This is a genomic window from Enterococcus raffinosus (assembly GCF_019175485.1).
Lineage (GTDB): Bacteria > Bacillota > Bacilli > Lactobacillales > Enterococcaceae > Enterococcus_A > Enterococcus_A raffinosus.
On sequence record NZ_CP072888.1, the window covers coordinates 1,871,185 to 1,896,628 of the forward strand.

Genomic DNA, 25,444 nt, shown 5'->3' on the forward strand with positions numbered 1-25,444 from the left:
GATTCCATGGCAAATATCCGTGACATCGCAAAAATCACCGGCTACTCAGTCTCCACAATTTCAAGAGTTATTAATAACCATCCATATGTTGATGACGAAAAGCGAGCAAAAGTTCTGCAAGTCATGTCTGACTTAAATTACGTTCCTAATCGTTCTGCGCAAAATCTTAGTTATGGACGAACCAAAAATATTGGTGTGATTTTACCATTTATCAATCATGATTATTATGATCAGATGCTCAGTGGTATCATGCAGGCGGCTTTTGACCACGGGTATCAAATTAGTTTGTTACCTACGAACTATGATCAAGAATTGGAAAAGCGCTATTTAGCTGAATTTTCAAAGCGCGCATTTGATGGACTAATCGTCACAACAAAGGCGAACTCGATCAAAGTCTTTCTTGATTACTTGCAATACGGACCAATTATTTTTTGCGAGGAAATTCCTAATGCTGATGTAAGCTGTGTGTATATCAACTTAAAAAATTCGATTAAAGAAGCATTTGGCTATATGAAAGAAAAAGGAATCAAAAATCCTGGTATGACACTGGGACGAAGTAAAAATATTAGTCACAACTCAGAATTTTCTATTCAAAAAGCAAAAGAGGTCTATCCTGATTTTGATGAGGCGAATATTTTTTGGGATTGTATTGTTGCTACAGATGGTGTCCAAGCAGCTAGTTTCTTCAAAAAACAAAAAGTCGATGGCATTTTAACTTTTGGGGATAGCATCGCTGCCACAATTTTACAACAATACAAAAGTGAAAAACCGTTAGTGATTGGACGAGAAAATCTTTTGATTAGTGAAGTGATGGGTTTTGCAACCATCGATCATCACTTAGCAGAATGCGGTAAGAGGGCATTTGAGGCTTTCTACCATAACAAACATGAAAAGATTTGTATCCCTCACCATTTTATAAAAAGATAAAAACGACAACCAGCTGACTATGTTGGTTGTTTTTTTATTCGATCTAACTTCATCATATATTTTTCCCAATAATTTGATGATTGTTAAATTTCCTGAATGGAAAGTTCACTTTACATACGTGTAAAATGAACTTATACTTATCATAAGGATAAGGAAAGGAAACTTTCCATATTTTACTCATTGAACTACAATCTATTCATTGTCTCCTATTTATTCTACTCTTGGTATAGGTATCTTTCCATTTTGCTAAAGGAGGAGGAATCATGAAAAAATCAATGCTTTACACAGGGATTCTATACATGTTATTTGGATTCGTATGTTTAACGATTGCTTTAACGACAACTTTTAAATTAGAATCTTTATTATGGGGTTTTGCAGGTGCAGGCATTTGTCCGGGGGCAATTATGATTGGTAAGTACTTTTATTGGTCAAGCTCTAAACATCAAGCAGAATATGAGAAGCGTCTGAAGAAAGAAGCAATCGATCTGACTGACGAACGGAAAATTATGTTGAGAGACAGAAGCGGACGTATAGCTTATACAGCTACGTTACTGCTACAGCTCCTTCTAGTATTTCTATTTTCCATTCTTAGTATCTTAGACTACTTTTCTCCATTTTCTAAGTACGCTTGTATTGGGTTGGGGCTCTTACTAATCATCCAATATCTTTTCGGGATTGTCGCTTACAATCGTTTAAGTAAAACTTTATAGTTAAAGGACCAATTGAATTTTCCACTCAATTGGTCCTTTTATTACAGTATCACCATCTTGTCATTAACCTTTTTCACAAAATATTCGTCATGTTCAATCAGAATCATCGTAGGCTTTGCGCGAAGCAATAAATCTAAAATTTGCTTTTGATTGAAGACATCGAGATAATTTAAAAGTTCATCCCAAACATAGAGATTGGCCGCTTGCGACAACGATTTTGCTAATTCAACTTTTTTACGTTGCCCCATACTCATATCTTGGATTTTATTATTGAATACTCGTCGCTCCATGCCAAGTTTTCTTAGATTGTTTAAAAATTGTGAGTACTCCAAATTCTCTTTTTCCGCAAACTCTGCTAGTGTCCCTTCATTGCTTTCATAATTTTGTCTTATTCGACTAACCTTCAATCCATTTGCTCGGTGGATCACACCACCAACTTCGCCTGAAAACTCTCCCAGTAGTGCTTGAATTAACGACGTTTTTCCGCTTCCATTTCTCCCTATGATCGCTAGACATTCTCCTCGTAATAGTTCAAAACTAATTGGTTTAAATAATGGTTTGTCAGAATATCTCAATACTAAATTTTCTACATTGAATATTCGTCGATGATAATTTTCTTCGTATGAAATTTTTAAGGAATCAATAGACTCGATATTTTTTAGTAACTTTTCTTTCTCACTGATTTTCCCTTCCACTCGTTGAACAATTGCTTTTGACCGCTTCATCATACGAGCTGCATCAGCACCAATCGCGCCTGGACTAACTCTTCGATATTCAGTATCGATAAATCCCTTAGGTTTATTTGTTTTATCTTTCTCTCTTGTAAAGGACCACTCTGCTTTTTCCTTAGCTGTCTTATGCAATCGATTTATTTCTTTTTTTAGTTTGATATTCTGAATTTGCTCATAGGCATCGCGCTGTGCTTTTTGCTCTTCATAGGTCGAAAAATTTCCTTGATAAAGAATCAATTGATTTTTTTCGATCGCTAAAATATGATCGACTGTTTGATCTAAAAATGTTCGATCATGACTGACTACGATGTATCCTTGCTGCTTTTTTTTAAGGTACTTCGCAACCTGCTCTCTTCCTTTTATATCCAAATGGTTCGTTGGTTCATCAATCAAAGGAAAAGGATTTTCATCAACAAATAAGAGTGCCAGAAGAACTTTTGTTTGCTCGCCACCAGACAATGTGAAAAATGGACGCCACAGCACATTCAAGTCACAATCCAACATTGTTAACTCCCGCTCTATTTTCCAAAGCTCTAACTCTTCCTCCGATATAGCAAAATATGTTATCTGTGTAGGATCTTCAATTTTTTTAGGAAAATAGATCATCTGTAACTGATGCGTAATTTTTCCTTGATAAGGAAGTTCTCCTCTTAATAGCTGTAATAACGTTGTTTTCCCACGCCCGTTTCTCCCCACTAAACCAAGCTTCCAATCAGCAGAAATAGTCATTGTAGTCTCATCAAAAAGCAATGATCCAAGTTGGTCATAGCCAAAGGTTAAGTGATCAATTTTTATGTTTGTCATAATAAACACCTCATATTAGCTTCAATGAAGCTCACAGCTAGCTCATCGTAAATGAACGCGTTCTATCTTCATACTCATACGATTCTGCTAGACTGTGCCCTTCAATATCTTGCAAAAGCCACCTGCATGATAATGCTTTTCCAATAAACTGCGAAAAGCAGAACGCGTAAAAAGACCCAGTTATTTCCGAAAAACTGGGTCACAGTGTTATTTTAGACAATCAGGCCTACAACAAATAAGCCTTTTTTTGCATAAAAAAGAACCCCGATGACCATTCACCAATTTTTCGAAAATCTGCACACTGCTCCCTTAGTCTCCAGAGGTACAGTCTAAATGCAGCTTCCTACTTCATTGATGAATAAAACATACGGGATCCCTCACTTTCCTTCTTCTAACTTTACAATATCACGAAAACGTTTTATCGTCAAAATCTCCTCAATTCGGTTATGCAGGAGTAAATAATTAATCATATATTTCATTTTCTTTATCGGCAACCAGATTTCTAAACAAGCTTGATCTTCTAAGGATACGTAAGTTTCCAGCTCCGTTTTTGAGTAAAATAATTATAATCAAATTAAAAAAATTAATTTAGAATATAGAAAACTAAGTATAAAAATTCCATACATGCCCTTCAAGTTGGTTTGAGATGAAAATATAAAGTAATTTTTTAAAATAACGCTTGATTATGATTTTTAATCCGCTTACTCTAAGTATAGAAGGCGCCTTCGGAAATGGAGGAACACGATGAACGATAAAGAATTTAAGCTGATTCAACAGAAAATCGAGACAACTCACGAAAACATTACAGGGATTATTGTGCAAAAAAATAATCAGAGGATTTATGAACAGTATTTTAACGGCTGCGATGAAGCCAGTAAGATCCATGTGTATTCAATTGCAAAAAGTGTTTTATCATTATTATTGGGAATCGCTCACGATGATGGCTCTATCGATCATTTAAATCGTCCGCTAATGGATTATTTCCCTGAATATCAACCGAAAGATCCAGCGCTCAAAAATATTACACTAAAGAATTTACTTACGATGACCACGCCTTACAAATATAAGTCTTGGCCGCTGACTTATATCAGATATTTTATGAGTAAAGATTGGGTGAAATTCACGTTAAAAAAAATAGGCGGACACCAACCAATTGGAGAGTTTAACTACACACCGCTGATTGGACCTGATCTGCTGTCTGCGATCCTTGCTCGTTCAACGAATCAAAGTACTTTAGAATTTGCTCGCGAAAAGCTATTCGAACCATTAGAGATTGATATCGAGAAAACCATCCATTTAAAATCCGCTAAAGATCAAATGGCATTTAATCAATCGACCACCTCAAATGGATGGGTGGCAGATGATACCGGGTTGAATGCAGGTGGCTGGGGATTAACCTTTTCAACGCGAGATATGATAAAGCTTGGAGAATTAATCTTAAACAACGGCATTTGGAACGATCAACAGATTGTTCCAAAAAGCTGGTTAGAAGCTATGCAGAAAAAGCACAGTCATTGGGATCAAGAAGATCTTGATTATGGCTATTTATGGTGGATTGTTGATCCCTCAAAACCAATTATTGCGGCGATGGGAGATGGTGGCAATATTATTTACATCGATCACGAACAAAAACTTGTTGTTGCAATCACCGCTTTTTTCAAAGAAAACGTTTTTGATCGAATCGATTTTATCCAGCAAGAAATTTTACCGCTTATCTAAAAAAATCAAGCAGTTTAGCGGCTGCTTGATTTTTTATTGACCGAGGAACTGGCGATTTTTGACCAGCGCGCCTTATTGAATGTTTGACGAGGTGCCGACCAGAAAATCACCTCCCCATGATATGCGATTTTTTCATAATCAGGATTTATTTCACCAACTGCTGAGAAAACTTCTGACACCGTCATTGGAGGAATCACAAAAATAGCGTAATGAACCGTTTCCTTCTCCTGATTCCACCAATCTGGTGCATTCATTATGGTATCAGCTAGTTCTTCAACAGCCACAACAGTTACTGGTATGGTTAAATCAAATTGATCAGTAATTATTGCTTCACATTGTTGGATCAATTTTTCTCTATCTTCACTTTCACTAGAAAACAGCACATTCCCGCTATTAATATACGTTGTAACTGCTGAAAATCCGATTGCCTCAAAGGCTTTTTTCAATAAAGGCATCACAATTTTATTTTTACCGCTGACATTGACTCCCCGTAAAAAGGCAATATACTTTTTCAACTTCTTACACTCACATTCCGGCCAATAATTTTTTTAATACATTTTTGTTCAACATATGAATCGTTAAAAATTTCCCTTGATAATACACTGCCCAATTATTGAATATTCCCGGCAGATTTTTTGCTTTTTCATAGCTGTCTACTGGAATCAGAGTCAATGGAACCTTTTCTTCCTCACAGTATTCCTGCACCTCTTTTAAACCATTAGGAATGAAGGGACATTGTTGACCATAAAAAATCGTCAATGCCTGATCATCAATAGTCTGTTGCCTAGCCGTCTCGGAAAAAGCAGGCACTGTTCCATCAAGAGATAATGCTAAAAGTTCGTAACCGCCCTCAATTTGATCAACTACTTTAAACCCGTGCCTTTCAACAAATTTTTTATCTGTCAAAAAAGGCGTCTTTTTTGGGGAACTGATCACACAAACACCAGATTTATTTTGACACTTAGCATCGTCAATGCAAGACTGCAGCAGGTTTTTCCCGTGACCTTGTCTTTTAAAACTGCCAGAAACCCATAGACAATAAATATACAAATAGTTTTCTCCGACTACCGGTACCCAAGCGGTTTCCAGAGGTGCATATTCAATGAATACTTTCCCATTAGCATCCAATTTGCGGAACACATGTCCTTCCGACAAACGCTCACTGAGCCAGGCTCTTTTTGTATCGACACCTGCTTTATGCTTTTTGCCTGAGATTGCGCAGCATAAATGTTCCTTTGCAATATTTTCTTCAGTAAGTGTCACATAATCAACCATCAAATCCCTCCTTCATTTTACTATTTTAAGTATAGCATTAAGTTGACTTTCACCAATTTATTTTTTTATCACCAGTAAAAAAGAGAGTCCTCCAACTAAGGGACTCTCTCTGACTGATTCAATTATGTCCTTATTCATTTTTTAGTTCTTCCATGATTAATTCTCCTAAAATTTTAAATCCTGCATTAATTTTTTCTTCATCCATACACGAGAAATTCAGGCGCATCGTATTGTATTTAGGCTGTTCTGCATAGAACGATTCCCCGCTTACAAACGCCACATGACGTTTCAAACCTTTTTGTAATAGGTCTGTTGCGTTGATTTTTTCTGGTAATTCCACCCATATGAATAAGCCGCCCTCAGGATGCGTATATCGAATAGTTTTGGGAAAGTAGTTTTCAACTGCTGAAATTGCCGCATCCCTTCGTATTCTATACGTGTGAATCAAGTGAGCGATATGTGCATCCAAATCATTCGTTCGAACAAACTCTGCGATCTGCATTTGAGTTAACGTATTGCATTGTAAGTCAGTATTTTGTTTAATCAGGACTAATTTCTCAATCACTTTGGTATCTGCACAGATCCACCCAATCCGAAGACCCGGACATAAAACTTTAGAAAAACTGCCGGTTCTGATGACATTAGCATTCTCTGAAATGCTGAACATTGGGAGGGTAAACTCACCGGAATAACGTAATTCTTCATAGGGAGCATCTTCAATAACAGCTATATCATAGCGATCAGCCACTGCTAGAATTTGCTTTTTCCGTTCAAAGGACCAGGTTTTCCCTGACGGATTCTGAAAAGTCGGAATCACATAGATCAATTTCACATTGGCTGTAGTAGCAAGAATTCGTTCCAAGTCGCTTACGATCATCCCATCCTGATCTGTCTGAACCTCTATCATTCGTCCTTCAAAAGTTTTAAAAACATTCAACGCTGCTAAATAGGTGGGACTTTCGCATAAGACAACATCATCCTTATTGATCAATAATTTGCCCACTAAATCCAATGCTTGTTGAGAGCCATGGGTGATCAAAATATTATCGGCAGTTAATTCAGTTCCGATTCGTTTATTTTCACGTTTTGCTACCCATTCTCTAAGCGGTAGAAAGCCTTCAGTCGTAGAGTATTGCAAGGCTTTTTCCCCATTGTTTTTCAAGACACTTGCCCCGGCCGCGGCCATTTCCTTAATTGGAAAAAGTTCAGCCGCTGGTAGTCCGCCAGCAAACGAGAGTACTTCTGGCCGATCAGCGACTTTCAATAATTCACGAATTTCTGAAGCAGTAAGATTTTTCATTCGATTGGCATACTCCAACATTCATCATCCTTTAATTTTTTATCATTCTATACTAATCTTTTCTGATTCAGTAGTCAATAATACAATTATTTATGCGCTTAAAACAGAAAGAGCATGCTTTATAAGCATTCAATACATGTGCAATACGCAACCTTCTATATATATGTTCTTTTTTCACTAATAGAAGGAAACTTTCTTGAATACACATGAAATATTGCGGCTTCATTTCATCCGTAAAAAAAAGCTTTAAAGAGCATTGAATCTCTTTAAAGCTTTTCCGATTTCTTAAAATCAAAGGTTATTAATCGGTCCATTATCCTAACCAATTCTTCTGGTGATTCCTTTTGTCCTCGATTGATCCAATCCTGTAAAACACCAAACAGCGCATTACTTAAAAACAATAACGCGTAATGTTCTTCAATCTCATTCTTGATCTTTAAATCTAAATTCGGAAAAATATTGATTCGGGCGTTTTCTTGCATCATACGTTTAATATAATTTTGAACCTCGACCGATCCATTTTCTGAAATTAAAGCGGCGATTAACTTACCATCACTTTGGAGATAGGCCAACATATTAGAAAACAAAGCTGTTTTACTGGTATCGGCATTTGAGAAAATAAATTGATTCGCCTGATCCCGAAATTCTTTTAAATTGACTTCTACTAAATCGTATTTATCTACATAGTGCAGATAAAAACCGCTGCGGCTGATTTCTGCTTCCTCACAAATATTCGTTACAGTAATCTGCTCAAATGCTTTCGTTTGTAGCAATCTAGTCATTGCCGATAAAATATTTTTACGAGTTCGATAGTAACGTAGGTCTTTTTCCTTCAACGTGGTATATCCTTTCACAACATAGTGAACATTTTTTTATAATATGTCCATTATTAGAGTTCTTTTCTTGCATCACAAATTCGTCGTTCTATAATCCATATAGTACAAAATGATAGACAGTCTGTCTATTATGCTATCTCTATCCTAGACTTTTAGCAGTTCAGTAAATAGATTATGTACAAAAAAAATTTGTTCTATTGTGTTAACAGCCTTCATTTTTCCCATCTAATTCATTAACATTGTAAAACGAAAAATCGAAAAGAAGAACAGGAGGAACATATTTTGACGACAGAAAATGATGCTGTAGCGAAAATTTCTCACGCTTACAAAGCTTTTGGTAAGCGTGAGGTCTTACAAGATGTCAATCTTCAAATTGAATCCGGAAAAATTTTAGGATTGATCGGACCAAGTGGTGCTGGAAAGTCTACAACTATAAAATGTTTGCTGGGAATGGAAAAGTTAGACAAAGGGGAAACGACCATTTTCGAAACCAAAATGCCTAACCGAAAAATCTTAGGTCGTGTCGGCTACATGGGACAAAGCGATGCTTTATACAATGAGCTGACTGCCAAAGAAAATTTGATTTTCTTCGGTCACCTGATGGGAATGGAAAAGGATAAACTGAAACAAGCGATCGATAAAAATATGTCTTTAGTCAATTTAACGGATTTTCTAAATCAAACTGTCAAAACATATTCAGGTGGAATGAAACGACGACTATCCTTAGCGACTACACTCTTGTCCAACCCAGATTTAATCGTTTTGGATGAACCAACAGTAGGAATCGATCCTAGCTTGCGAGTGGCAATTTGGGACCAGCTTCGTTCTTTGGCCGATCAGAATAAAGCCATCGTTGTCACTACTCATGTCATGGATGAAGCCGAAAAATGTGATTACGTCGGATTAATTATCGATGGAAAGCTGTTCGCGTTTGGAACCCCTACTGAGTTGAAACAAAAATTTGAGGCTGATTCAATTGAAGAAGTCTTCTTAAAAGCCGAGGTGGAAAGCTAATGATGCGCTTTAATGCAATTTTAACCCGTGTAGTCAAAGAATTAATCCGTGATAAGAGAACGTTAGCCCTTATGTTGATTGCGCCAGTTATTGTCTTATCCTTGATGAACGTTGTTTTTGATTCCAATTCTGAAACACATGTCAAAATCGGAGTCGACCAAACAGTTCCCTCCTCTTTAGTGAAAAGTTTCCCTTCAGATGAAGTCAAAACCAAAAAATATTCCGATACTAAAAATATTCACGACACTATGAAGGAAAATGATTTAGATGCCTTTATCACTCTTGACGGATCAACCCTTCATGTTTCCTATGAGAATGAAGACCCTAGCAGTACTGCCCAAATTAAAGGGATAATTCAAAATATTTTGACTGCTAACAAAATGAAAGAGATGAGTAAAGAGCTTCAGGAATTAGCTGTTCAAGCACAAAAACCGATAACTATTCAAAATTTTAAAATCAAAGACTCGTATGTTTACGGTGATGCAAACAGTACTTTCTTTGATAAAATCTTTCCAATTTTAATTGGATTTTTCGTGTTCTTCTTTGTTTTCTTGATTTCTGGAATCGCCCTTCTTCGCGAACGAACCAGCGGAACGTTAGAGCGATTGCTAGCAACACCTGTAAAAAGAAGCGAAATTGTTATGGGCTACTTAGTCGGTTATGGCCTTTTTGCGATTCTGCAAACTTTTATTATCGTCTTTTTCTCTATTTATGTCCTCGATCTGCAAATAGTCGGTAGTTTATTATGGGTAATATTGACTAATATTCTTATTGCATTAACCGCATTGGCAGTGGGAATTTTTGTCTCGACATTTGCTAGTTCGGAATTTCAAATGGTTCAGTTTATTCCGTTGATCGTTATCCCACAGGTATTCTTCTCAGGATTGATTCCATTAGATACCATGGCAGACTGGGTACGTGATCTTGCTTACATCTTCCCTCTCAGCTACGCGGGTAATGCATTAACTAATATTATGATCAAGGGACAAGGATGGGAGAACATTTGGCTTGATCTAGCCGTTCTCGTACTCTTCATCGCTGTCTTTACTATTCTAAATATTATTGGGCTTAAACGATATCGAAAAGTTTAATAATCTGAACGAATAATTTCCTCAGGCTAAATATAAAAGGCTCATGGATAACTATCTCCATGAGCTTCTTTTAAAGCATTAATCATCCGTTTCAGTTTCTAAAATATCCCCAGATTGTGCATTGATCTTTACTTCTGTTTCTTTCTGTCCATCGATTACTTTGACTTCCCAATAGGTAATCCCCATATCCTTGTCTAAGCTCCATTCAGTCGCTTTCCCGCTGCCAACATTTTCTGTAGCAATTTCGGAAACTTTCTCGATGCTTAAAAGATTATCTATGTTCAGCTTGTCTTCTTTTCTTTTTACACCTTCTTTGTCTTCCATATCTAATTCTTCTTCACGTTCTTTAGAGACCTTCTTCGTATCGGCGTCCACTCGGACTTCATATTCTTTATTGTCGTCGACCCCTTCGATTTTGTAAAAATAGTTCCCAAAAGAAGTTTCTAAATCAATTGAAGTAATATCGCTATCTGGATATTCCTTTTGATATTCTTTGATCGCATCCTCTACATTAACCTTAAAATCTGTATTTTGTTGACTACTTGATTGACTTTTGCTTGTTTGACTTGTCTGTTGTGAGGTAGAACTCGAACTGATTGATTCCTCCGAATCTGAATTACAGCCTGCTAGACCACCTAACAATGCAACTGATAAACCTAAAATAATTACCTTCTTCAAAAATATCCTCCCCTTGCTTCATTTTGTTTATACCATTTTACAATCATTATAGATTATTTTGGACCCGTCTAAAGTCCTATTACACTACTTGAATCATCTCATTTATTTGAGAATCTGTAAAATTTTTAGTTATTTTGATGATAATTCTAAGTTTTACACTTTACTCTTTCAAAGGAAACCTTAAAACAGAGTCTTTTTTCTGTTAAAAATCAGGTATAATCTTCCACTTATCATCGCCGATTGAATTGTTTATTAATAGTTTTTTATAAAATAAATTGCGACCCGCGATTTTTCTAGTCTCATTAAAATTCACATGTTTCTTCTAAAATCACTTCATTGAATCACTTGATGAATCAACGCTAAAGCAACTAAATGTAAAGGATAAAAACTATAAAATCCCCATTTTACCCAACTTGGCGAATAGTCTCTTTCACCGCTATATGCAACGAGTAACGGGATGACTATTAGCATATCTAATCCAGAAAAAACTTGAGAAAATGGCATTGATTGAGGTGAAGAGACATATATTAATATCAGCATCGACGTAAAAAAATGTCGTATATATAATTGGTAATTGGACGTCCCACTTCGTATTTTTCCATCTGTAAAAACCACAAATCAGTAAGACACCGACCAAAGGCCAATCAGAAAACATAGCCGCCATCGTAAAGAATAAAACCACTAAATACCTCAAGAAGGATGAAGCAACTTTCTCATAAACTATCATTAGTAGCAATCCTATTAGTAAAGTGAAAAAAATATTATTTACTAATTCAATAAGAGTGAAGGGATTTTTTCCATTAAAGAGGAGATAAAAAGGATAAATAGAAATCAGCCAAAAAACATCATTCTTATAGCATAAAGTTTTCGATTACATGTAAAAAAAATCCTTCCACTAAGAGATATGCTATAATTGGAAAGGTTAGCTTCCCAATAAATTCAGTAAAGAAAAAAGCTAAGCTAGATTGTTCGTATATACTGAAACCACTATCGATGTGGTTCAACAGCATTGCCAAGATTGCGATTACTTTCAACTTAAACCCATCTATTATTTTATTCACTCTATACATTCCTCCATATATAACGAGTATTACACAAACAAATCAATAATTCTTCCAATTTTCAAAACAAAAAGGACTTTATATATTAATTATATTATTTATTTTCAGTTGAGAAATTTTACTATATACTAAAGGTATCAATCGATTGAAAGAGGGTTTAACATGAGACATGCCTTATCTTCTACCCAAAATCGTCAAATTAAGATAATTGAATTACTTCGAACAACTAACAGCTATGTATCTGTAAAAAAAATAGCGAAAATCGTGGATGCGGTTCCAAAAACAATTGTAAATGATTGCCAAGAAATTGAAGAACGATGGAATGCTATTCTACAAATCGAAAGAAATACCTCTGGAGACTTACATCTAAGTGAAAAACATAACTATACCGTACGTGAAGTCTTTTCTGATATTTTAAAAGAATCTCCAACTTTTCAACTTTTGGAAATTCTTTTTTTTCAACCTGGAAAATTACGAACTGAATTAGAAAAGGAACTTTTTCTCAGTTCATCAAGTCTGTATCGCCGCATCGTCAAATTAAATGAAGGACTAAAGATGCGGGGTTTACAAATTGATCGTAATAATCTGATGCTAACTGGAACGAACGAGCTTCAAGTTCGTTTATTCATGGCTGCTTATTTTTTAGAAGTTTATGATGTCTATGAATGGCCCTTCCAGTTAGATCAAAAAGTAGTCTGGACTACTGTTAATCAAATAGATAGGCATTTTGATCTAAAGTTGAACTTCCTGCAAAGGGCTGAGCTCTCCTTTTTAATAGCCGTTAGTATCATTCGACAACAGCAAGGATTTCTTAACTCAGATAAGCGTGACTTATCTAGTGAAAAAACGCTCTTGTATGAAACACTAATCACTGAGTTACTGTCTAGTTTCTCTCTACCTATTACTGAACTGGTAAAGAAAGATTTGATCCAAACTATTTTTTGGTATGATTTCAGCTGGGATAATTTAGCTGAAGAGGAACGAATCGAACGCTTTAGTGATAATATAATCGATTTAATCGTCAATGCTTTAGGAATTACTATTTCTAATGAAAGCCGTAAAAACTGTATTTCATTATTTAAAACGGTCTATAACTCCTACAAAACCTATCCCTATGAAACGTACATTGCTTATAACAGACAGCTATACAATAGTTTGACTATTCAACGAGATTTTGCTGTTTTTAGTAAGGTCTTAGAAAAAATCTTAAAGGATCAAGAATCAAAAAACCGATTTCCTTGGTACACAATGTACTATCATCAAGTTTTATTTGAGCTATTTATTTATTGGGAGGATCTTCCAAAGCAATTAGATCAATTAAGAAGACCTGTCCTTACTGAAGTCTGTAGTGACTTAGGACCAAAACATGCTCAACTTCTCGCCTATTATCTGAATAAAAATTTTCATGATAAACTTTTGTTGGATGTTCAGTCCGAAAAAATTTATGCTGAAGTCGCGTCTGATTCATTAATTTCTGACCTTTATGTGACAAATTTTTCTACTCCAATAATCCCTGAGGAAAGATTATTTGTTTTAGAGGACGTCCCATCAATAAAAAGTCTGGCTGCTTTGGGAAGAAAAATTGATGACTTCAGAATGAATACGTTAATTAAACAGCTAGATTATTTGAACGAGTAAAACAGTAAATTGAACAGTATTTCTGTTCAATTTACTGTTTTATTACTTTATTTACATATCGAAAATTCTAGCTCTTCCAATAGAATTTTTTCGGTATCCGCTAATGTACGAGTGTGTTCACTTAATGTGCATAATAAACTGTCATCACCCGTCGCTCCCAGCTGCCATAACTCTTCTGCAAGCGAATCCCAGTCTTCTCCCAGTTTCATGAAACCTTGACCAATCTGCTCAAGCCTCTGATTGTTAAACAACTGATTGGCCTCGATTAAAAACTCTCCGTACATTTTTCGGAAGGCGCCTCCTCCTGTACCACCATCTTCACTAATCTGGAAGTAGTTCGTTATACCAGCGATTTTCCTTTTACTTTGGTCAAAAGATTTCCATTTTAAAATTTCTTGCGAAAACTTGATGATTCCATTGATTCCTAACAACTTAGCTGGAGGACACAGCATATTGTCACAGGTCTCTTTTATAGCAGCAATAAGTTCCCTTTTTTGAATTCCCTCGTAAGATGAAAAATCAAACTCTAGATATTTATTGTTTGCTGGAAAGGGTCTAAAATTGCTATTTCGTGCACGTTCCATTTCTTGATAGCTGACCCGATGATAATCACAGGCGATTTTTCCTTTAGGTGTACGAATGGGATAATCCGCGCAATCACGATCAGTTAGATAAAACTCTTGATTTTCATCATCATAGCCAAATAATACGACAGCATGTCCGCCAAAATGACTGTTTCGATCCATGTTTAAATAATTTAGAAACGGCATGTCCACATAAATCAAAACAGGTTTATTTTTCTGAATCAGTTTTTTCGTTTTAGCTAGAGCTACTGGATAGTTTTTCGGTTGGCGACATTTGATACGAACTCCTAAACGTTCCGCAAGCTTTGCTTCAAACTCGATTGGTTTTGATCTGCCAGAAATCATCGGCGAGTGGGCTAAGTTGATGTAAGTAAATGACAAGCCAGAACCAATACCGAAGAGCATAGCTTCAGATAGTGGTCGATGATAATAGTCAAAAACCTGCTTTAAAGCATTAGTAATACAGTGCTTCCCTCCCGAGGGATGAAATGCTTCAATAATATGTTTCATCGTGCTTATCCTTTCAATAATAAAAAGCGGTTAGATAAAAGAATTAACTGCTAGATACTAAGCTTATTTTGAAACAACAAAACCTGATTCAGTCACCCAGTTTTCTGGATTTGGATCTTCTCCTGGAGAAACGTGACCAATATTGATCATAGGACCAACGATTTTATACTCGTTTGCTTCTAACCACTCGGCGATAGTTTGAGTCACTTGCGGCATTTGCTCAAAGCTGCCGCTGAAGGTCACCGAAGCCATGATAAAGGCTGGCTCTTTTTTGAACTCAACGGTGTGAACTTCAGGGTAGTCTCCAACCACACTTGTTTGAACTTCAACATCCGCATTTTTCTCGACATATTCCACATCATGAAAAAGAGTCATATTCAATGGCGGCTGCTTCATTTTAGCATTCGTTTCTTTCAAACCTTGCTGCAATTTTTGCCACAAGTCCCCTTCCAACGTGTAATCCGCGATTACACTGCGAACACTGAGCACATTTCTTTCTGGAACTTCCTTTACTACTACGTTATATTGAGTCATGCTTTTTCCTTCTTTCATCTTCTGCTTGAGTAAAGAGACCATTCGCTGTTTTTTCAACAGCTCATCTAAGTCTTCCTGCAATTTTTCTTCTTGAAGTGTGTAATGTTTCTCTAAAAAATCTAAATCATTGGTGTCAATAATTTCCTTGATTGTTTTTAAAGGCAAACCCGTTTGCTGCAACAATTTGATTTGATTGAGTTGTGCCAATTGGTCCGCCGAGTAGTATCGATAATTGGTTTGATCATCAATTCCTTTCGGTTTTAGAAGACCTAACGTGGCATAATGGTCTAATGTGCGAACTGTAGTGTTTGATAATTTTGAGAATTCTCCAATTTTAAACATTTAGTTTTCTCCTTTTTTGTTTCGCTAGCTTACTTATAGTATAGAGTCACACGTAACGTGGGAGTCAATCACAAATTCAAAAAAATTTTAAAAGAGATTGCGTATTACTTTTAGTAATGTTACTATTAGTAATATAAAGGCAGAAAATTTTTACAATTTCGTTTGACAAGTAGCGGATTGAACAGATTACCAAACATCATAAAACAATTTAGGGGGAAACAAAATGGAATTATTTTCAATCATTGGGGCAGTGATTTTTGGAATGATGGCAGTATTAACCTTATTAGTGACACTGGGACTTCCGTTTGGTGAGTTTACTATGGGAGGAAAACATAAGGTTCTACCAGTTAAAATGCGTTTTGTTAGTGGCAGTGCTTTCGTTTTTCAATTAATAGCGATCTTCTCTGTCCTTTATGTTGGCAAAATTATTTCATTGAACATCTCTTTTTCGCTAGCACGTGGAATCTGCATCTTCTTCGGATTTTACTTGCTGTTGAATACTGGCATGAATCTTATGTCCTTCAGTAAAAAAGAAAAATATGTAATGACACCTTTGGCCTTGATTGGATCTATATGCTTTTTCGCAACAGCCTTTTTATAATTTTTTTAATGATATAGCTTTCTGAGGAGTTGGAAAAATGGACACTATTATCTTAGGTTTTCTAATGATTCAAGCATCAACAATTTACGAACTACGTCAATCAATTAAAAATTCCCTTTCAACCGTTAGCAGCGATAGTACCGGCAGCATCCAAGCAGCTTTAAAAAAGCTGCTGAGCAAAAACATGATCACCTTTAAGGAACGAGTTGACAGTGGAGTAAATAAAAAAGTTTATTATATTACTGATACTGGAAAAGAATATTTTCAAAAAGCAATTTCTCAACCGATCCTTTACAAGGAAAAGAATATGGAATTAAGTAAATTATTTTTTATGGGGTTTACTAACGAAACAAAACGAGATGAATTACTAGCAAATTATATTAAAGAATTGGAACAAGAACTGGCATCTTTAGAAAAACTCAGTGAAAGGATAGGTTCTCGCTTTCAATTTGATGAAACTATTATTAATGATTTAAAAGAGCGCGGTGGTGCCGTTGAATTCATGACCTTAAAAAATGTGGAGGATATCGCCCGTTTTCAATACGCAACTTTGGATCTAGGAATTGAAAAGGCAAAATTTGAAATTCAATGGTTTAAACAATTTAGGAAACTACTTAATTTAGAACCGTCCAAAAAAGAGCAGTGAAAAAATCACTACTCTTTTTTATTGCAATAATCGCTCCATTATTTATAGAGATACTGGATGACCTAGTTGGTGAAACGATGTGCTTGGGTATCCCTATACATATATTATATTTTCTTCCGCTGGAACCGATTCAATATAAAAATCAGCTCTTTATTAAATTAAGCTATATCATGAATGTTTCAAAACTCTCATTTATCGCCCTTTATCTTCATCTGTAATAACGAGAGCCATTTCCTTTTCACAAATCTATGATAGCAATTTGAATTATTCAATCACATTTGTTGATTAAAGATACTTCTCAACATGATTGAAGTTTTTTTACCTGGCCAAACAAAAGCAACCAATTATTCAACTTCTCATAACATAAAATAATTTAATCTGTTGTAAGCTCAATCAAATTCCCTTCAGGATCTTGGATGACCGCTTCATAATAACCATCTCCAGTAGTTCTAGGTCCACTCAACAATGGAAAACCATCTGCTAAGAATGTTTCAACATACGCATCGACATCCACCTTTGTTCCAACTGAAATCGCCAAATGCGTGTAACCTAAACTATCTGCTATCCTGTTAGAAAGATGTTGCTTAGAGGTCAGCTCTAAGCGACTTCCTGAATCAAAGCTGACAAAATATGATTGAAAACCAGTTCTTTTATTATGATAACGCTCTGAACTGCGAACATTAAAATACTTTTCATAAAACTCTCTCATTTTTTCTAAATCCTTCGTCCAAATTGCTACGTGCTCGATATGCATTCTCTTATTTCCTTTCCTAAATCAAAATTTTCTATTGTATTTTATCTTCTGATAATTAATGGCTCCTTAGCTTTATGAATCATTTCTTGCTTAGATAGAATATAATCCACTACTTCAAATCCAATGTCCTCTGCAAGAAAATCAATTGTAGTAAAATTTAATAACTGACTATAGGGTAAATTTCCTTCACCAATAATATGATAATCCTGCTTGTGAAGGAAGCCTATTTCTTGGAGCCCATGAATAATCCCTGCTGCTGTATCATCTGCACTCGCATAAATCACCTCAGGAATCGTCTTTTTTTTGTAAGTTTCTTTTGCCCAATAATAACCGTCATTGAACCCTTCAATTCCTGGAAAGAAATTCTCACCAGTTATTACCTCACCGAAGTACTTTTGATAGCCCTTTGCCTTATCTTTAGCACTAATGCTCTCAGAAAGTGCTCGTTTATTAGTGAAGACCACCTTGGAAAATCCCTTCTGACCAAGTTCCTTAAACAACCGATGGTATACCATAGTACGGTCTGGATAAATCATAGGAATTTTTGGATCATCAACCTTTTCAGTAGAAATAATTCGACCTCTAGAGTTGAGCTTGTCCCAATTTTTTAAATTTTTCGCTCGAGAAACCAACACTAATCCATCAATCATTCGTTTCTCTAATAGTGAGTAATACTCCTTTTCTGCTTTTTCATCATAATAAGTCGGTAGAAGTAAAACCTGATACCCCTTTTCTCTTGCATGAAACAGCAAGCTATTTACTAATCTATCGTAACAAGAGCTGTTATAAGGCAAGGTAACACCAAGTGTATAATTTTTGCCATTACTCAATTTTACTGCATTGCCATTAACCACATACCCTGTATCCTCAATCACGGATTGTACCTTCTTTCGGATATCTTCTGAAACGTATGGATGCTTGTTAACTACCCGTGAAACCGTTGACTTAGAGACACCTGTAATTTTTGCAATGTCGCGGATATTTACCATTGGGACTTCCTCCTAAAGACAGTTTACACTACCAATGTAACCTATGGGACGCGTCCCATGTCAATAAACTATTTTATCATGGTCCGTTCATCTTTCTCCTCTTTTTCTGCCAAAAATGAATCATGCAGCTAGAACAATTATCAGGTAAAAATAACTAAACAAATCTTTTTTAAGTTTTATTTTCCTTCTCCATATTTTCATCAAAGAAATTAAAATAACACTGTGTTAAATAAATCTAAAATATTCAGCCTTCTTTATGTGCTTTTACTAATCATCATTCACAATTTTTAGATAACAAATTTTTTATCTATATCAAATCTTTTTAGTTCATTCACCCCTATAAAAACAATGTCTATTAATGCAACGAAGATTATTCGAGAACAGTTCTCATTCTCATTTGTCTGATTAATCACAAAGATGCTGATATTTTTGATATACTTATTTTATATAGAATAATTTTTTCAAATAAAATTATGATGAGTAGTCAGAAAATTTGATTTAACATTAGGAAGGAGGAGGCATAGATTTATGAGTACAGAAGCAGTATTTGAATTTATTGAAACTGAAAGCCAGTATCAAGAGTTTCAAGCTTATATCGAGGAGTTAAAAGGCCAACGAGGCGCGCAAATGCCCGCTCTACAAGAGGCACAGAGAATCTACGGCTATTTACCAATCGAAGTTTTGAAAAGGCTTTCTAAAGAGCTGGAACTTCCCATGGAGGAACTTTACAGTACAGCAACCTTCTACGCGCAGTTCACTTTCGTCCCTAAAGGAGAACATACGATTAGTATTTGTATGGGAACTGCTTGCTATGTAAAAGGTGCAGGAGATATTTTAGATTCGTTTTCAACGGAACTAAATATCGAACCTGGTGAAACAACAACCGATCGGAAATTCACCTTGGAATCATGCCGTTGTATTGGTGCCTGTGGCTTAGCACCTGTCTTAACTGTAAATGAAGAAGTTTATGGTCGCCTATCTAAGAAGAAGGCCGACAAAGTATTGTTAACGTATCAAAAGAAAGAATAACTGGTTGTTGCTCCTTTATTTTTCAAAAGGTGTATAAAAATCTTTTGGAAAGAACGTTGTCGTTGAATAAAGCCTCATGAGTCAGGAGTAAAAAATATGAGAGATTGGAATGAATTAAAGGAACTTCGAGATACATATCGTCAAACCGTAACAATGCGTTTGGACGATGAAGGTCTCAATGAAAATCAGTACGAAAAGGAAATATTAGTTTGTGCCGGTACAGGATGCATTTCTTCTAAAAGTGGTGAGTTTGTTGAAGCTTTAAAAGAAGAAATGGCAAAACATGAGTTAACAGACAAAATAAATATTGTAAAAACTGGCTGTTTTGGATTATGCGCTCAAGGACCAATTGTCATTATTTATCCAGAGGCCGTCTTCTATCACCAAGTACAGCCAAAGCATGCAAAAAAAATTGTTTCAGATCATTTAGTTAAAGGAAAACTAGTTGAGAAACTTTTGTACCACGATAACGAAACGAAAGAAATTATCAATAAATTGATGGATACACCTTTTTATCATAAACAAAAGCGTGTCGCCCTGCGAAATTGTGGGCGGATCAATCCTGAAAAGATCGAAGAATACATTGCTTTCGATGGCTATCAAGCCTTAGCAAAAGTAGTCAACGAGTATTCACGAGATGATGTGTTGAATACCTTAGAGACCTCAGGGCTAAGAGGACGCGGCGGCGCTGGTTTTCCTACCTTTATGAAGTGGTCATTTGCTAAAGCTATCCAATCCGATCAAAAGTATGTTATCTGTAACGCTGATGAAGGAGATCCTGGTGCGTTTATGGATCGATCAGTTTTGGAAGGAGATCCTCATGCTGTTATCGAAGCAATGGCTATCGCAGGATATACGATTGGAGCAAACCAAGGATATATTTATGTGCGAGCAGAATACCCGATTGCTGTTAATCGATTACGAATCGCAATCAAACAAGCTCGCAAAGAAGGTGTTCTAGGAAAAAATATCTTTGGCAGTAATTTTTCCTTTGATTTAGACCTGCGTTTAGGCGCGGGAGCATTTGTTTGTGGCGAAGAAACTGCATTACTAGAAAGTATCGAAGGACATCGTGGTGAACCACGTCCTCGGCCTCCATTCCCTGCTGTAAAAGGATTGTTTGGAAAGCCGACAATCGTAAACAACGTTGAAACCTTAGCCAACATTCCTCAAATTATCTTAAGAGGTCCTGAATGGTTTGCTAGTTTTGGAACGGAAAAATCGAAAGGAACGAAGGTTTTCGCTTTAGGAGGAAAAATTCAAAATACTGGCCTGGTTGAAATCCCAATGGGAACGACTTTGCGAGAAATTGTTGAAGATATTGGCGGAGGTATACCTGAAGGCAAGAAATTTAAAGCCGCTCAAACAGGTGGTCCTTCAGGTGGCTGTATCCCACAAGAGCATTACGATGTTCCGATTGATTATGAAAATTTAAAGAAAATCGGCTCAATGATGGGGTCTGGCGGTCTAATTGTTATGGACGAGGATAATTGTATGGTGGACATTGCTAAGTTCTTCCTTGAGTTCACCGTTGAAGAAAGTTGCGGAAAATGTGTACCTTGTCGTGTGGGGACGAAACGTCTTTTAGAAATTTTAAAAAAAATTACTATGGGAAAAGCAACTCTAGCAGACTTGGATCGAATGGAAGAACTTTGTCACCACATACAGGAAAATTCCCTTTGTGGACTTGGTCAAACCGCTCCAAACCCTGTACTTTCGACCTTCCGATATTTCAAGGATGAGTACTTGGCCCATGTTGAAGAGCGTCGATGTCCTTCTGGCGTATGTAAGAACTTGATTCAATATCGAATTTTGCCTGATAAATGTACAGGCTGTCGAGCATGTGCTAAAGGTTGTCCAGTTAGTGCGATCAGTGGTGAAGTGAAACAAGTCCATGAAATCGATCAGTCGATCTGTACGAAATGTGGCTTATGTATTGATACTTGTCGCTATGATGCGATCACGGTCATATAGGAGGTGGAGCAAATGAAAGAAGTTATGATAACAATCAACGGAAAAATTTGTACTGCTCCTGAAGGATCGACGATTCTTGAAGCAGCTCGAATCAACAACATTGAAATCCCTACTTTGTGCTTTTTAAAAGAAATTAACGAAATTGGCGCTTGCCGTATGTGTGTGGTGGAAGTTAAAGGTGCTCGCAGTTTAGTGACTGCTTGTGTTTATCCAATTAGTGAAGGAATGGAAATCAATACCAATTCTAAGAAAGTTTTCGATTCACGTAGAGTCACACTGGAATTGATCCTATCCACACATGAACGAAAATGCCTTTCCTGCATCCGTAGCGGAAATTGTGAGTTGCAGAAACTATGTAAAGAATTTAATGTGGCAGATGAGGATTATTTCAACGGAGAAAACTGTGAATACGAATTCGATGACAGTGCGGTGCACATGGTCCGTAATAATAATAAATGTATTTTATGTCGCAGATGTGTTGCCGCTTGTTCGAAATGGCAAGCTGTCGGCGTGATTGGACCAAACGACCGCGGATTCAATACGCATATTGGCAGTGCTTATGAACAGAACTTAGATGATGTCCCATGTATCTCTTGTGGCCAATGTATTGTTGTTTGCCCAACAGGAGCGATCCATGAAAAGGATCAAACACAGGAAGTTTGGGAAGCATTAGAAGATCCAACGAAGCATGTGATTGTACAAACAGCCCCTTCTATTCGAGTTACTCTTGGTGAAGCTTTCAATATGCCAATCGGTACTAATGTTGAAGGAAAAATGGTTGCTGCATTAAGACAAATCGGCTTTGATAAGGTTTTTGATACGAATGTCGCTGCAGATTTTACTATTATGGAAGAAGCCAATGAATTTTTAGAACGGGTTGGAAACGATGGACCTTTCCCAATGTTTACCTCTTGTTCGCCAGGTTGGGTTAAGTATTTAGAAGCTTATCATCCTGAATTGATTCCTAACCTGTCCACCTGCAAATCACCGCAGCAAATGTTTGGCGCATTAGCGAAGACTTGGTATGCGGAAAAAGAAGGCATCGATCCAAAAGATATTTTTGTTGTCGGAATCATGCCCTGTACGGCGAAGAAATTCGAAGTCACCCGTGAAGATCAAGCCGCAGCCGGATATTCTGACTGTGATGTGGCGTTGACGACTCGTGAATTAGCACGGATGATTGATAAAGCCGGGGTTCGTTTTGTGGAACTGGCAGACGAATCGTTCGATGATCCGTTCGGTGAAGCAACGGGAGCTGGCTATATCTTCGGTGCTACCGGTGGCGTTATGGAGGCAGCGTTAAGAACAGCTGCGGAAACTTTGGCTGGTCATTCACTGGAACAAGTGGAGTTCACAGAAGTTCGCGGAATGAAAGGAATCAAAGAAGCAACCTATGAAATGAGCGGAGCAACGATCAACGTGGCGGTCGCTTCCGGCATCAGCAATGCGAAGAAATTGCTAGAACGAATCGAATCTGGCGAAAAATTCTATCATTTTGTTGAAATCATGGGCTGTCCCGGCGGCTGTATCAACGGCGGCGGGCAACCTGTCCAACCTGCATCGGTTCGCAACTTTGTCGATTTGAAAACCAAACGGGCCGCGGCTTTGTACTCTGAAGATAAAGGCAAAGGCTTGCGGAAATCAAACGACAACCCACTTGTTCAAAAAATCTATCAAGATTTCTTAGAAAAACCTGGAAGCCTAAAAGCTCATCATATTCTCCATACAAGCTATCGTGATCGTACTAAAGTGAAGGCATAAAAATAGGGCCCTAATCGTGAAATTCGATTAGGGTCCTATTTTTTAGCTAACTGCTATGCTCTTTGACGATTTAATGCTTTTGACAACACAGGTACGACTAAAATTGATAGCCCTCCACCAATTAAGGCAGTAATTAACTGCGGAAATGAGAAGGCTCCTGAAACCATAGCTGCTTTGGGAGCAGGCATTTTAAGTAACACTGGAACGACGAACTGTACAATTGATAAGTATAAGACACCAAATTTTGCCACCGCTCCGATGATGGTCGCTACCACAAAATTAGTAACACTTTGTCTTTTGTTGAAGCCCGCAATGAAATGCCAGATGGTAACTAATACAGCATTTCCAATCGCAACACAAAAAACAATTTGTGGGAATGCCGGTCCAATACCAAAGATAAAAGCAAAGAGCGGTGATAATAAAGCGATAGTAATGCCACTGGCCAAGCCTCCAGTAGTAACAGCCACAATCAAGATCAAATTGACCAATGAGCCTGTCACTAAGGTGTTCCCTAACCCAGAAGTCACCGCTTGAACGACGATCAATAATGCTAATAGTACCCCTGTTTGAGCAACCCATAATGCTTTTCGATTCATACTTTCGGAAAAGACTATTTGCAGAGTTTCACAAATAGCTTTCCTTCACTTCCCTTCTCATTTCGATTTGAATGACGATCATTTGAAGATGAGTAAACCATGAATAATTACTAGTTATTTCCTAATATAATAATTGTACCAGATTTAGGTATCTAAAAGAAAACCAAATTAAGCAGTCTTTTATTATTAATTTGCATGGAGTAAACTTGCTTCAAAAGTACAAAAAAGAATGAACAGCTTTATTCAGCTATTCATTCCTTCGTTTCTATATGATTTTAAATAGTTAGATGAATCAGCGTATCAAATCAATCCCCGGATTTTCCAAAACGGTAAAAACCTGTTCTTTCGTTGTCAACGGCACGTCCCCATGAATCGTATGAGCCAGTACCGCATTCATCGCAGCAAATTCAACTGTTTCTTGTAAACGCCATCTCTCCACATACCCCGTTAAAATTCCTGCAGCATAGGCATCACCAGCACCAATTCGATCTAAGATTGTTAATTCACGCTTTGGACTAACCGCATATTCTTCACGACTATAAAGAAACCCCTCTTGCTGTTTTAGTTTGTTTTCTGAGAATCTTCTAGTACCCGCAAACCACTCAATCTGATACTTATCCATGAATTGCATAATCAACTCATCTTCCGTGCCTATCATCTCTAACTGAAGTAATTCAGTCAAATCTCGCACACTCCCAAAAACAATATCACAATACGGCAGGATTTTTTCATACTGTTCCCTCATAAAGGCAACTTTATCAGGCTCAGTGTTCAGACTCGGGCGGAAATTAAAATCGAAACAAACTTTTTTTCCGACCTCAGCCGTTTTTTTCGCTAAAGTGTGCGCAGCATCACGTGTATCATCCGTCAAGCTTAATGAAATCCCACAAATTTGAACCAGATCATTCTCAACAACAACTTTCTCGAAATCATAGGCCTCATGATTGCTAAGACCAAATGAACTATGGTGACGATTCTGATACGTCACTTGTGTTGGACGTGCGCCATACCCATTTTCGGCAAAATAGCTGCCAATATGATGATGAGCGAACCTTAATAAATCCGTCTTGATTCCGTATTTTGCTATCGCTGCTTTAGCCACTTGTCCAAGCCGATTATCTGGCAATACCGTCACCAACGAAGTCTCATAACCAAACTGAGCCAGATTCGCCATGATGTTGACACCGGTACCCGTGTAATCCATCCGTAAATCATTTGTTTGATCCAATAATAGGTATTCTGGCGGTGATAGCCGTAGCATTACTTCGCCAAAAGCAGCAAATCTCATAGCTGACTCCCCTCTTCTTATTCATCAGTAGATTTTCATTTAAAAAATGAAT

General features: G+C 36.9%; 23 protein-coding genes. 11 read left to right on the forward strand and 12 right to left on the reverse strand.

Annotation, left to right across the window (positions count from 1 at the left end; translation table 11 throughout):
• The first annotated feature begins 6 nt into the window (after positions 1-6).
• Both J9537_RS09150 and J9537_RS09155 read left to right on the forward strand, forming a co-directional pair.
• The gene (locus tag J9537_RS09150; protein WP_218255843.1) at positions 7-927 is read left to right on the forward strand and encodes a LacI family DNA-binding transcriptional regulator; all 921 of its coding nucleotides are present in this window, start codon (positions 7-9) and stop codon (positions 925-927) included.
• A gap of 263 nt (positions 928-1,190) precedes the next feature.
• Entirely contained in the window at positions 1,191-1,637 is a 447-nt protein-coding gene (locus J9537_RS09155) for a hypothetical protein (RefSeq protein ID WP_218255845.1), read from the forward strand.
• Positions 1,638-1,678: 41 nt separating this feature from the next.
• On the opposite strand, the gene abc-f is transcribed toward J9537_RS09155, so the two are convergent.
• Entirely contained in the window at positions 1,679-3,172 is a 1,494-nt protein-coding gene (abc-f, locus tag J9537_RS09160) for a ribosomal protection-like ABC-F family protein (protein WP_218255847.1), read from the reverse strand.
• A gap of 744 nt (positions 3,173-3,916) precedes the next feature.
• Between abc-f and J9537_RS09165 the strand changes: the two genes are divergently transcribed.
• The gene (locus J9537_RS09165; protein WP_218255849.1) at positions 3,917-4,891 is read left to right on the forward strand and encodes a serine hydrolase domain-containing protein; all 975 of its coding nucleotides are present in this window, start codon (positions 3,917-3,919) and stop codon (positions 4,889-4,891) included.
• Between the two features lie 14 nt (positions 4,892-4,905).
• Here J9537_RS09165 and J9537_RS09170 read toward each other — a convergent pair whose 3' ends face one another.
• The 4 genes from J9537_RS09170 to J9537_RS09185 form a co-directional block, all read right to left on the reverse strand.
• The gene (locus tag J9537_RS09170; protein WP_218255851.1) at positions 4,906-5,406 is read right to left on the reverse strand and encodes a DUF1697 domain-containing protein; all 501 of its coding nucleotides are present in this window, start codon (positions 5,404-5,406) and stop codon (positions 4,906-4,908) included.
• A gap of 10 nt (positions 5,407-5,416) precedes the next feature.
• The gene (locus J9537_RS09175) at positions 5,417-6,166 is read right to left on the reverse strand and encodes a GNAT family N-acetyltransferase (protein WP_218255853.1); all 750 of its coding nucleotides are present in this window, start codon (positions 6,164-6,166) and stop codon (positions 5,417-5,419) included.
• 130 nt (positions 6,167-6,296) lie between these two features.
• Positions 6,297-7,487 carry an aminotransferase-like domain-containing protein gene (locus tag J9537_RS09180; protein ID WP_218255854.1) on the reverse strand — a complete coding sequence of 397 codons (1,191 nt, stop codon included), beginning with the start codon at positions 7,485-7,487 and terminating at the stop codon, positions 6,297-6,299.
• Positions 7,488-7,732: 245 nt separating this feature from the next.
• The gene (locus tag J9537_RS09185; protein WP_218255856.1) at positions 7,733-8,302 is read right to left on the reverse strand and encodes a TetR/AcrR family transcriptional regulator; all 570 of its coding nucleotides are present in this window, start codon (positions 8,300-8,302) and stop codon (positions 7,733-7,735) included.
• A 282-nt stretch (positions 8,303-8,584) separates the two neighbouring features.
• On the opposite strand from J9537_RS09185, the gene J9537_RS09190 reads away from it, so the two are divergent.
• Positions 8,585-9,316, forward strand: a complete 732-nt coding sequence (locus tag J9537_RS09190; protein WP_218255858.1) for an ABC transporter ATP-binding protein — start codon at positions 8,585-8,587, stop codon at positions 9,314-9,316.
• Complete coding sequence (locus J9537_RS09195) at positions 9,316-10,407, forward strand: ABC transporter permease (RefSeq protein ID WP_218255860.1); 1,092 nt, start codon at positions 9,316-9,318, stop codon at positions 10,405-10,407. Before J9537_RS09190 ends, J9537_RS09195 begins: the two co-directional genes overlap by 1 nt.
• Positions 10,408-10,485: 78 nt before the next feature.
• Here the strand turns inward: J9537_RS09195 and J9537_RS09200 are convergent, their stop codons facing one another.
• Positions 10,486-11,085, reverse strand: a complete 600-nt coding sequence (locus tag J9537_RS09200; protein ID WP_218255861.1) for a PepSY domain-containing protein — start codon at positions 11,083-11,085, stop codon at positions 10,486-10,488.
• A 1,223-nt stretch (positions 11,086-12,308) separates the two neighbouring features.
• On the opposite strand from J9537_RS09200, the gene J9537_RS09210 reads away from it, so the two are divergent.
• On the forward strand, positions 12,309-13,784 hold the full coding sequence (locus J9537_RS09210) for an AcpB/EbpR/MafR family transcriptional regulator (protein ID WP_218255863.1): 1,476 nt from the start codon (positions 12,309-12,311) through the stop codon (positions 13,782-13,784).
• Between the two features lie 47 nt (positions 13,785-13,831).
• Here J9537_RS09210 and J9537_RS09215 read toward each other — a convergent pair whose 3' ends face one another.
• The gene (locus J9537_RS09215) at positions 13,832-14,878 is read right to left on the reverse strand and encodes a BtrH N-terminal domain-containing protein (protein WP_218255865.1); all 1,047 of its coding nucleotides are present in this window, start codon (positions 14,876-14,878) and stop codon (positions 13,832-13,834) included.
• 63 nt (positions 14,879-14,941) lie between these two features.
• Positions 14,942-15,754, reverse strand: coding sequence for a MerR family transcriptional regulator (locus J9537_RS09220; protein ID WP_218255867.1), 813 nt, complete (start codon positions 15,752-15,754; stop codon positions 14,942-14,944).
• A gap of 223 nt (positions 15,755-15,977) precedes the next feature.
• Here J9537_RS09220 and J9537_RS09225 point away from each other — a divergent pair, with 223 nt between their 5' ends.
• Both J9537_RS09225 and J9537_RS09230 read left to right on the forward strand, forming a co-directional pair.
• On the forward strand, positions 15,978-16,355 hold the full coding sequence (locus J9537_RS09225) for a hypothetical protein (protein WP_218255869.1): 378 nt from the start codon (positions 15,978-15,980) through the stop codon (positions 16,353-16,355).
• A gap of 37 nt (positions 16,356-16,392) precedes the next feature.
• The gene (locus tag J9537_RS09230; RefSeq protein WP_218255871.1) at positions 16,393-17,001 is read left to right on the forward strand and encodes a PadR family transcriptional regulator; all 609 of its coding nucleotides are present in this window, start codon (positions 16,393-16,395) and stop codon (positions 16,999-17,001) included.
• Positions 17,002-17,374: 373 nt separating this feature from the next.
• Here J9537_RS09230 and J9537_RS09235 read toward each other — a convergent pair whose 3' ends face one another.
• Positions 17,375-17,755 carry a VOC family protein gene (locus J9537_RS09235; RefSeq protein WP_218255873.1) on the reverse strand — a complete coding sequence of 127 codons (381 nt, stop codon included), beginning with the start codon at positions 17,753-17,755 and terminating at the stop codon, positions 17,375-17,377.
• Positions 17,756-17,796: 41 nt separating this feature from the next.
• On the reverse strand, positions 17,797-18,744 hold the full coding sequence (locus tag J9537_RS09240) for a LacI family DNA-binding transcriptional regulator (protein WP_218255875.1): 948 nt from the start codon (positions 18,742-18,744) through the stop codon (positions 17,797-17,799).
• A 528-nt stretch (positions 18,745-19,272) separates the two neighbouring features.
• On the opposite strand from J9537_RS09240, the gene J9537_RS09245 reads away from it, so the two are divergent.
• From J9537_RS09245 to J9537_RS09255, 3 genes are all read left to right on the forward strand, one after another.
• Entirely contained in the window at positions 19,273-19,773 is a 501-nt protein-coding gene (locus J9537_RS09245; RefSeq protein WP_218255876.1) for an NADH-quinone oxidoreductase subunit NuoE family protein, read from the forward strand.
• A gap of 96 nt (positions 19,774-19,869) precedes the next feature.
• Positions 19,870-21,747: an NADH-quinone oxidoreductase subunit NuoF gene (gene nuoF / locus J9537_RS09250; RefSeq protein WP_218255878.1), complete on the forward strand. Its 1,878-nt coding sequence runs from the start codon at positions 19,870-19,872 to the stop codon at positions 21,745-21,747.
• A gap of 12 nt (positions 21,748-21,759) precedes the next feature.
• Positions 21,760-23,508 carry an NADH-dependent [FeFe] hydrogenase, group A6 gene (locus J9537_RS09255; RefSeq protein ID WP_218255879.1) on the forward strand — a complete coding sequence of 583 codons (1,749 nt, stop codon included), beginning with the start codon at positions 21,760-21,762 and terminating at the stop codon, positions 23,506-23,508.
• A gap of 53 nt (positions 23,509-23,561) precedes the next feature.
• On the opposite strand, the gene J9537_RS09260 is transcribed toward J9537_RS09255, so the two are convergent.
• Positions 23,562-24,104, reverse strand: a complete 543-nt coding sequence (locus J9537_RS09260; RefSeq protein ID WP_218255881.1) for an ECF transporter S component — start codon at positions 24,102-24,104, stop codon at positions 23,562-23,564.
• A gap of 292 nt (positions 24,105-24,396) precedes the next feature.
• On the reverse strand, positions 24,397-25,392 hold the full coding sequence (locus J9537_RS09265) for a sugar kinase (protein WP_218255883.1): 996 nt from the start codon (positions 25,390-25,392) through the stop codon (positions 24,397-24,399).
• Between the last annotated feature and the right edge of the window lie 52 nt (positions 25,393-25,444).

Coding starts and splice junctions, on each gene's coding strand:
- J9537_RS09150 (WP_218255843.1), top strand. CDS start 7: ATGGCAAATATCCGTGACATCGCAAAAATCACCGGCTACTCAGTCTCC.
- J9537_RS09155 (WP_218255845.1), top strand. CDS start 1,191: ATGAAAAAATCAATGCTTTACACAGGGATTCTATACATGTTATTTGGA.
- abc-f (WP_218255847.1), bottom strand. CDS start 3,172: ATGACAAACATAAAAATTGATCACTTAACCTTTGGCTATGACCAACTT.
- J9537_RS09165 (WP_218255849.1), top strand. CDS start 3,917: ATGAACGATAAAGAATTTAAGCTGATTCAACAGAAAATCGAGACAACT.
- J9537_RS09175 (WP_218255853.1), bottom strand. CDS start 6,166: ATGGTTGATTATGTGACACTTACTGAAGAAAATATTGCAAAGGAACAT.
- J9537_RS09180 (WP_218255854.1), bottom strand. CDS start 7,487: ATGTTGGAGTATGCCAATCGAATGAAAAATCTTACTGCTTCAGAAATT.
- J9537_RS09195 (WP_218255860.1), top strand. CDS start 9,316: ATGATGCGCTTTAATGCAATTTTAACCCGTGTAGTCAAAGAATTAATC.
- J9537_RS09210 (WP_218255863.1), top strand. CDS start 12,309: ATGAGACATGCCTTATCTTCTACCCAAAATCGTCAAATTAAGATAATT.
- J9537_RS09215 (WP_218255865.1), bottom strand. CDS start 14,878: ATGAAACATATTATTGAAGCATTTCATCCCTCGGGAGGGAAGCACTGT.
- J9537_RS09220 (WP_218255867.1), bottom strand. CDS start 15,754: ATGTTTAAAATTGGAGAATTCTCAAAATTATCAAACACTACAGTTCGC.
- J9537_RS09225 (WP_218255869.1), top strand. CDS start 15,978: ATGGAATTATTTTCAATCATTGGGGCAGTGATTTTTGGAATGATGGCA.
- J9537_RS09230 (WP_218255871.1), top strand. CDS start 16,393: ATGGACACTATTATCTTAGGTTTTCTAATGATTCAAGCATCAACAATT.
- J9537_RS09235 (WP_218255873.1), bottom strand. CDS start 17,755: ATGCATATCGAGCACGTAGCAATTTGGACGAAGGATTTAGAAAAAATG.
- J9537_RS09240 (WP_218255875.1), bottom strand. CDS start 18,744: ATGGTAAATATCCGCGACATTGCAAAAATTACAGGTGTCTCTAAGTCA.
- J9537_RS09245 (WP_218255876.1), top strand. CDS start 19,273: ATGAGTACAGAAGCAGTATTTGAATTTATTGAAACTGAAAGCCAGTAT.
- nuoF (WP_218255878.1), top strand. CDS start 19,870: ATGAGAGATTGGAATGAATTAAAGGAACTTCGAGATACATATCGTCAA.
- J9537_RS09255 (WP_218255879.1), top strand. CDS start 21,760: ATGAAAGAAGTTATGATAACAATCAACGGAAAAATTTGTACTGCTCCT.
- J9537_RS09260 (WP_218255881.1), bottom strand. CDS start 24,104: ATGAATCGAAAAGCATTATGGGTTGCTCAAACAGGGGTACTATTAGCA.
- J9537_RS09265 (WP_218255883.1), bottom strand. CDS start 25,392: ATGAGATTTGCTGCTTTTGGCGAAGTAATGCTACGGCTATCACCGCCA.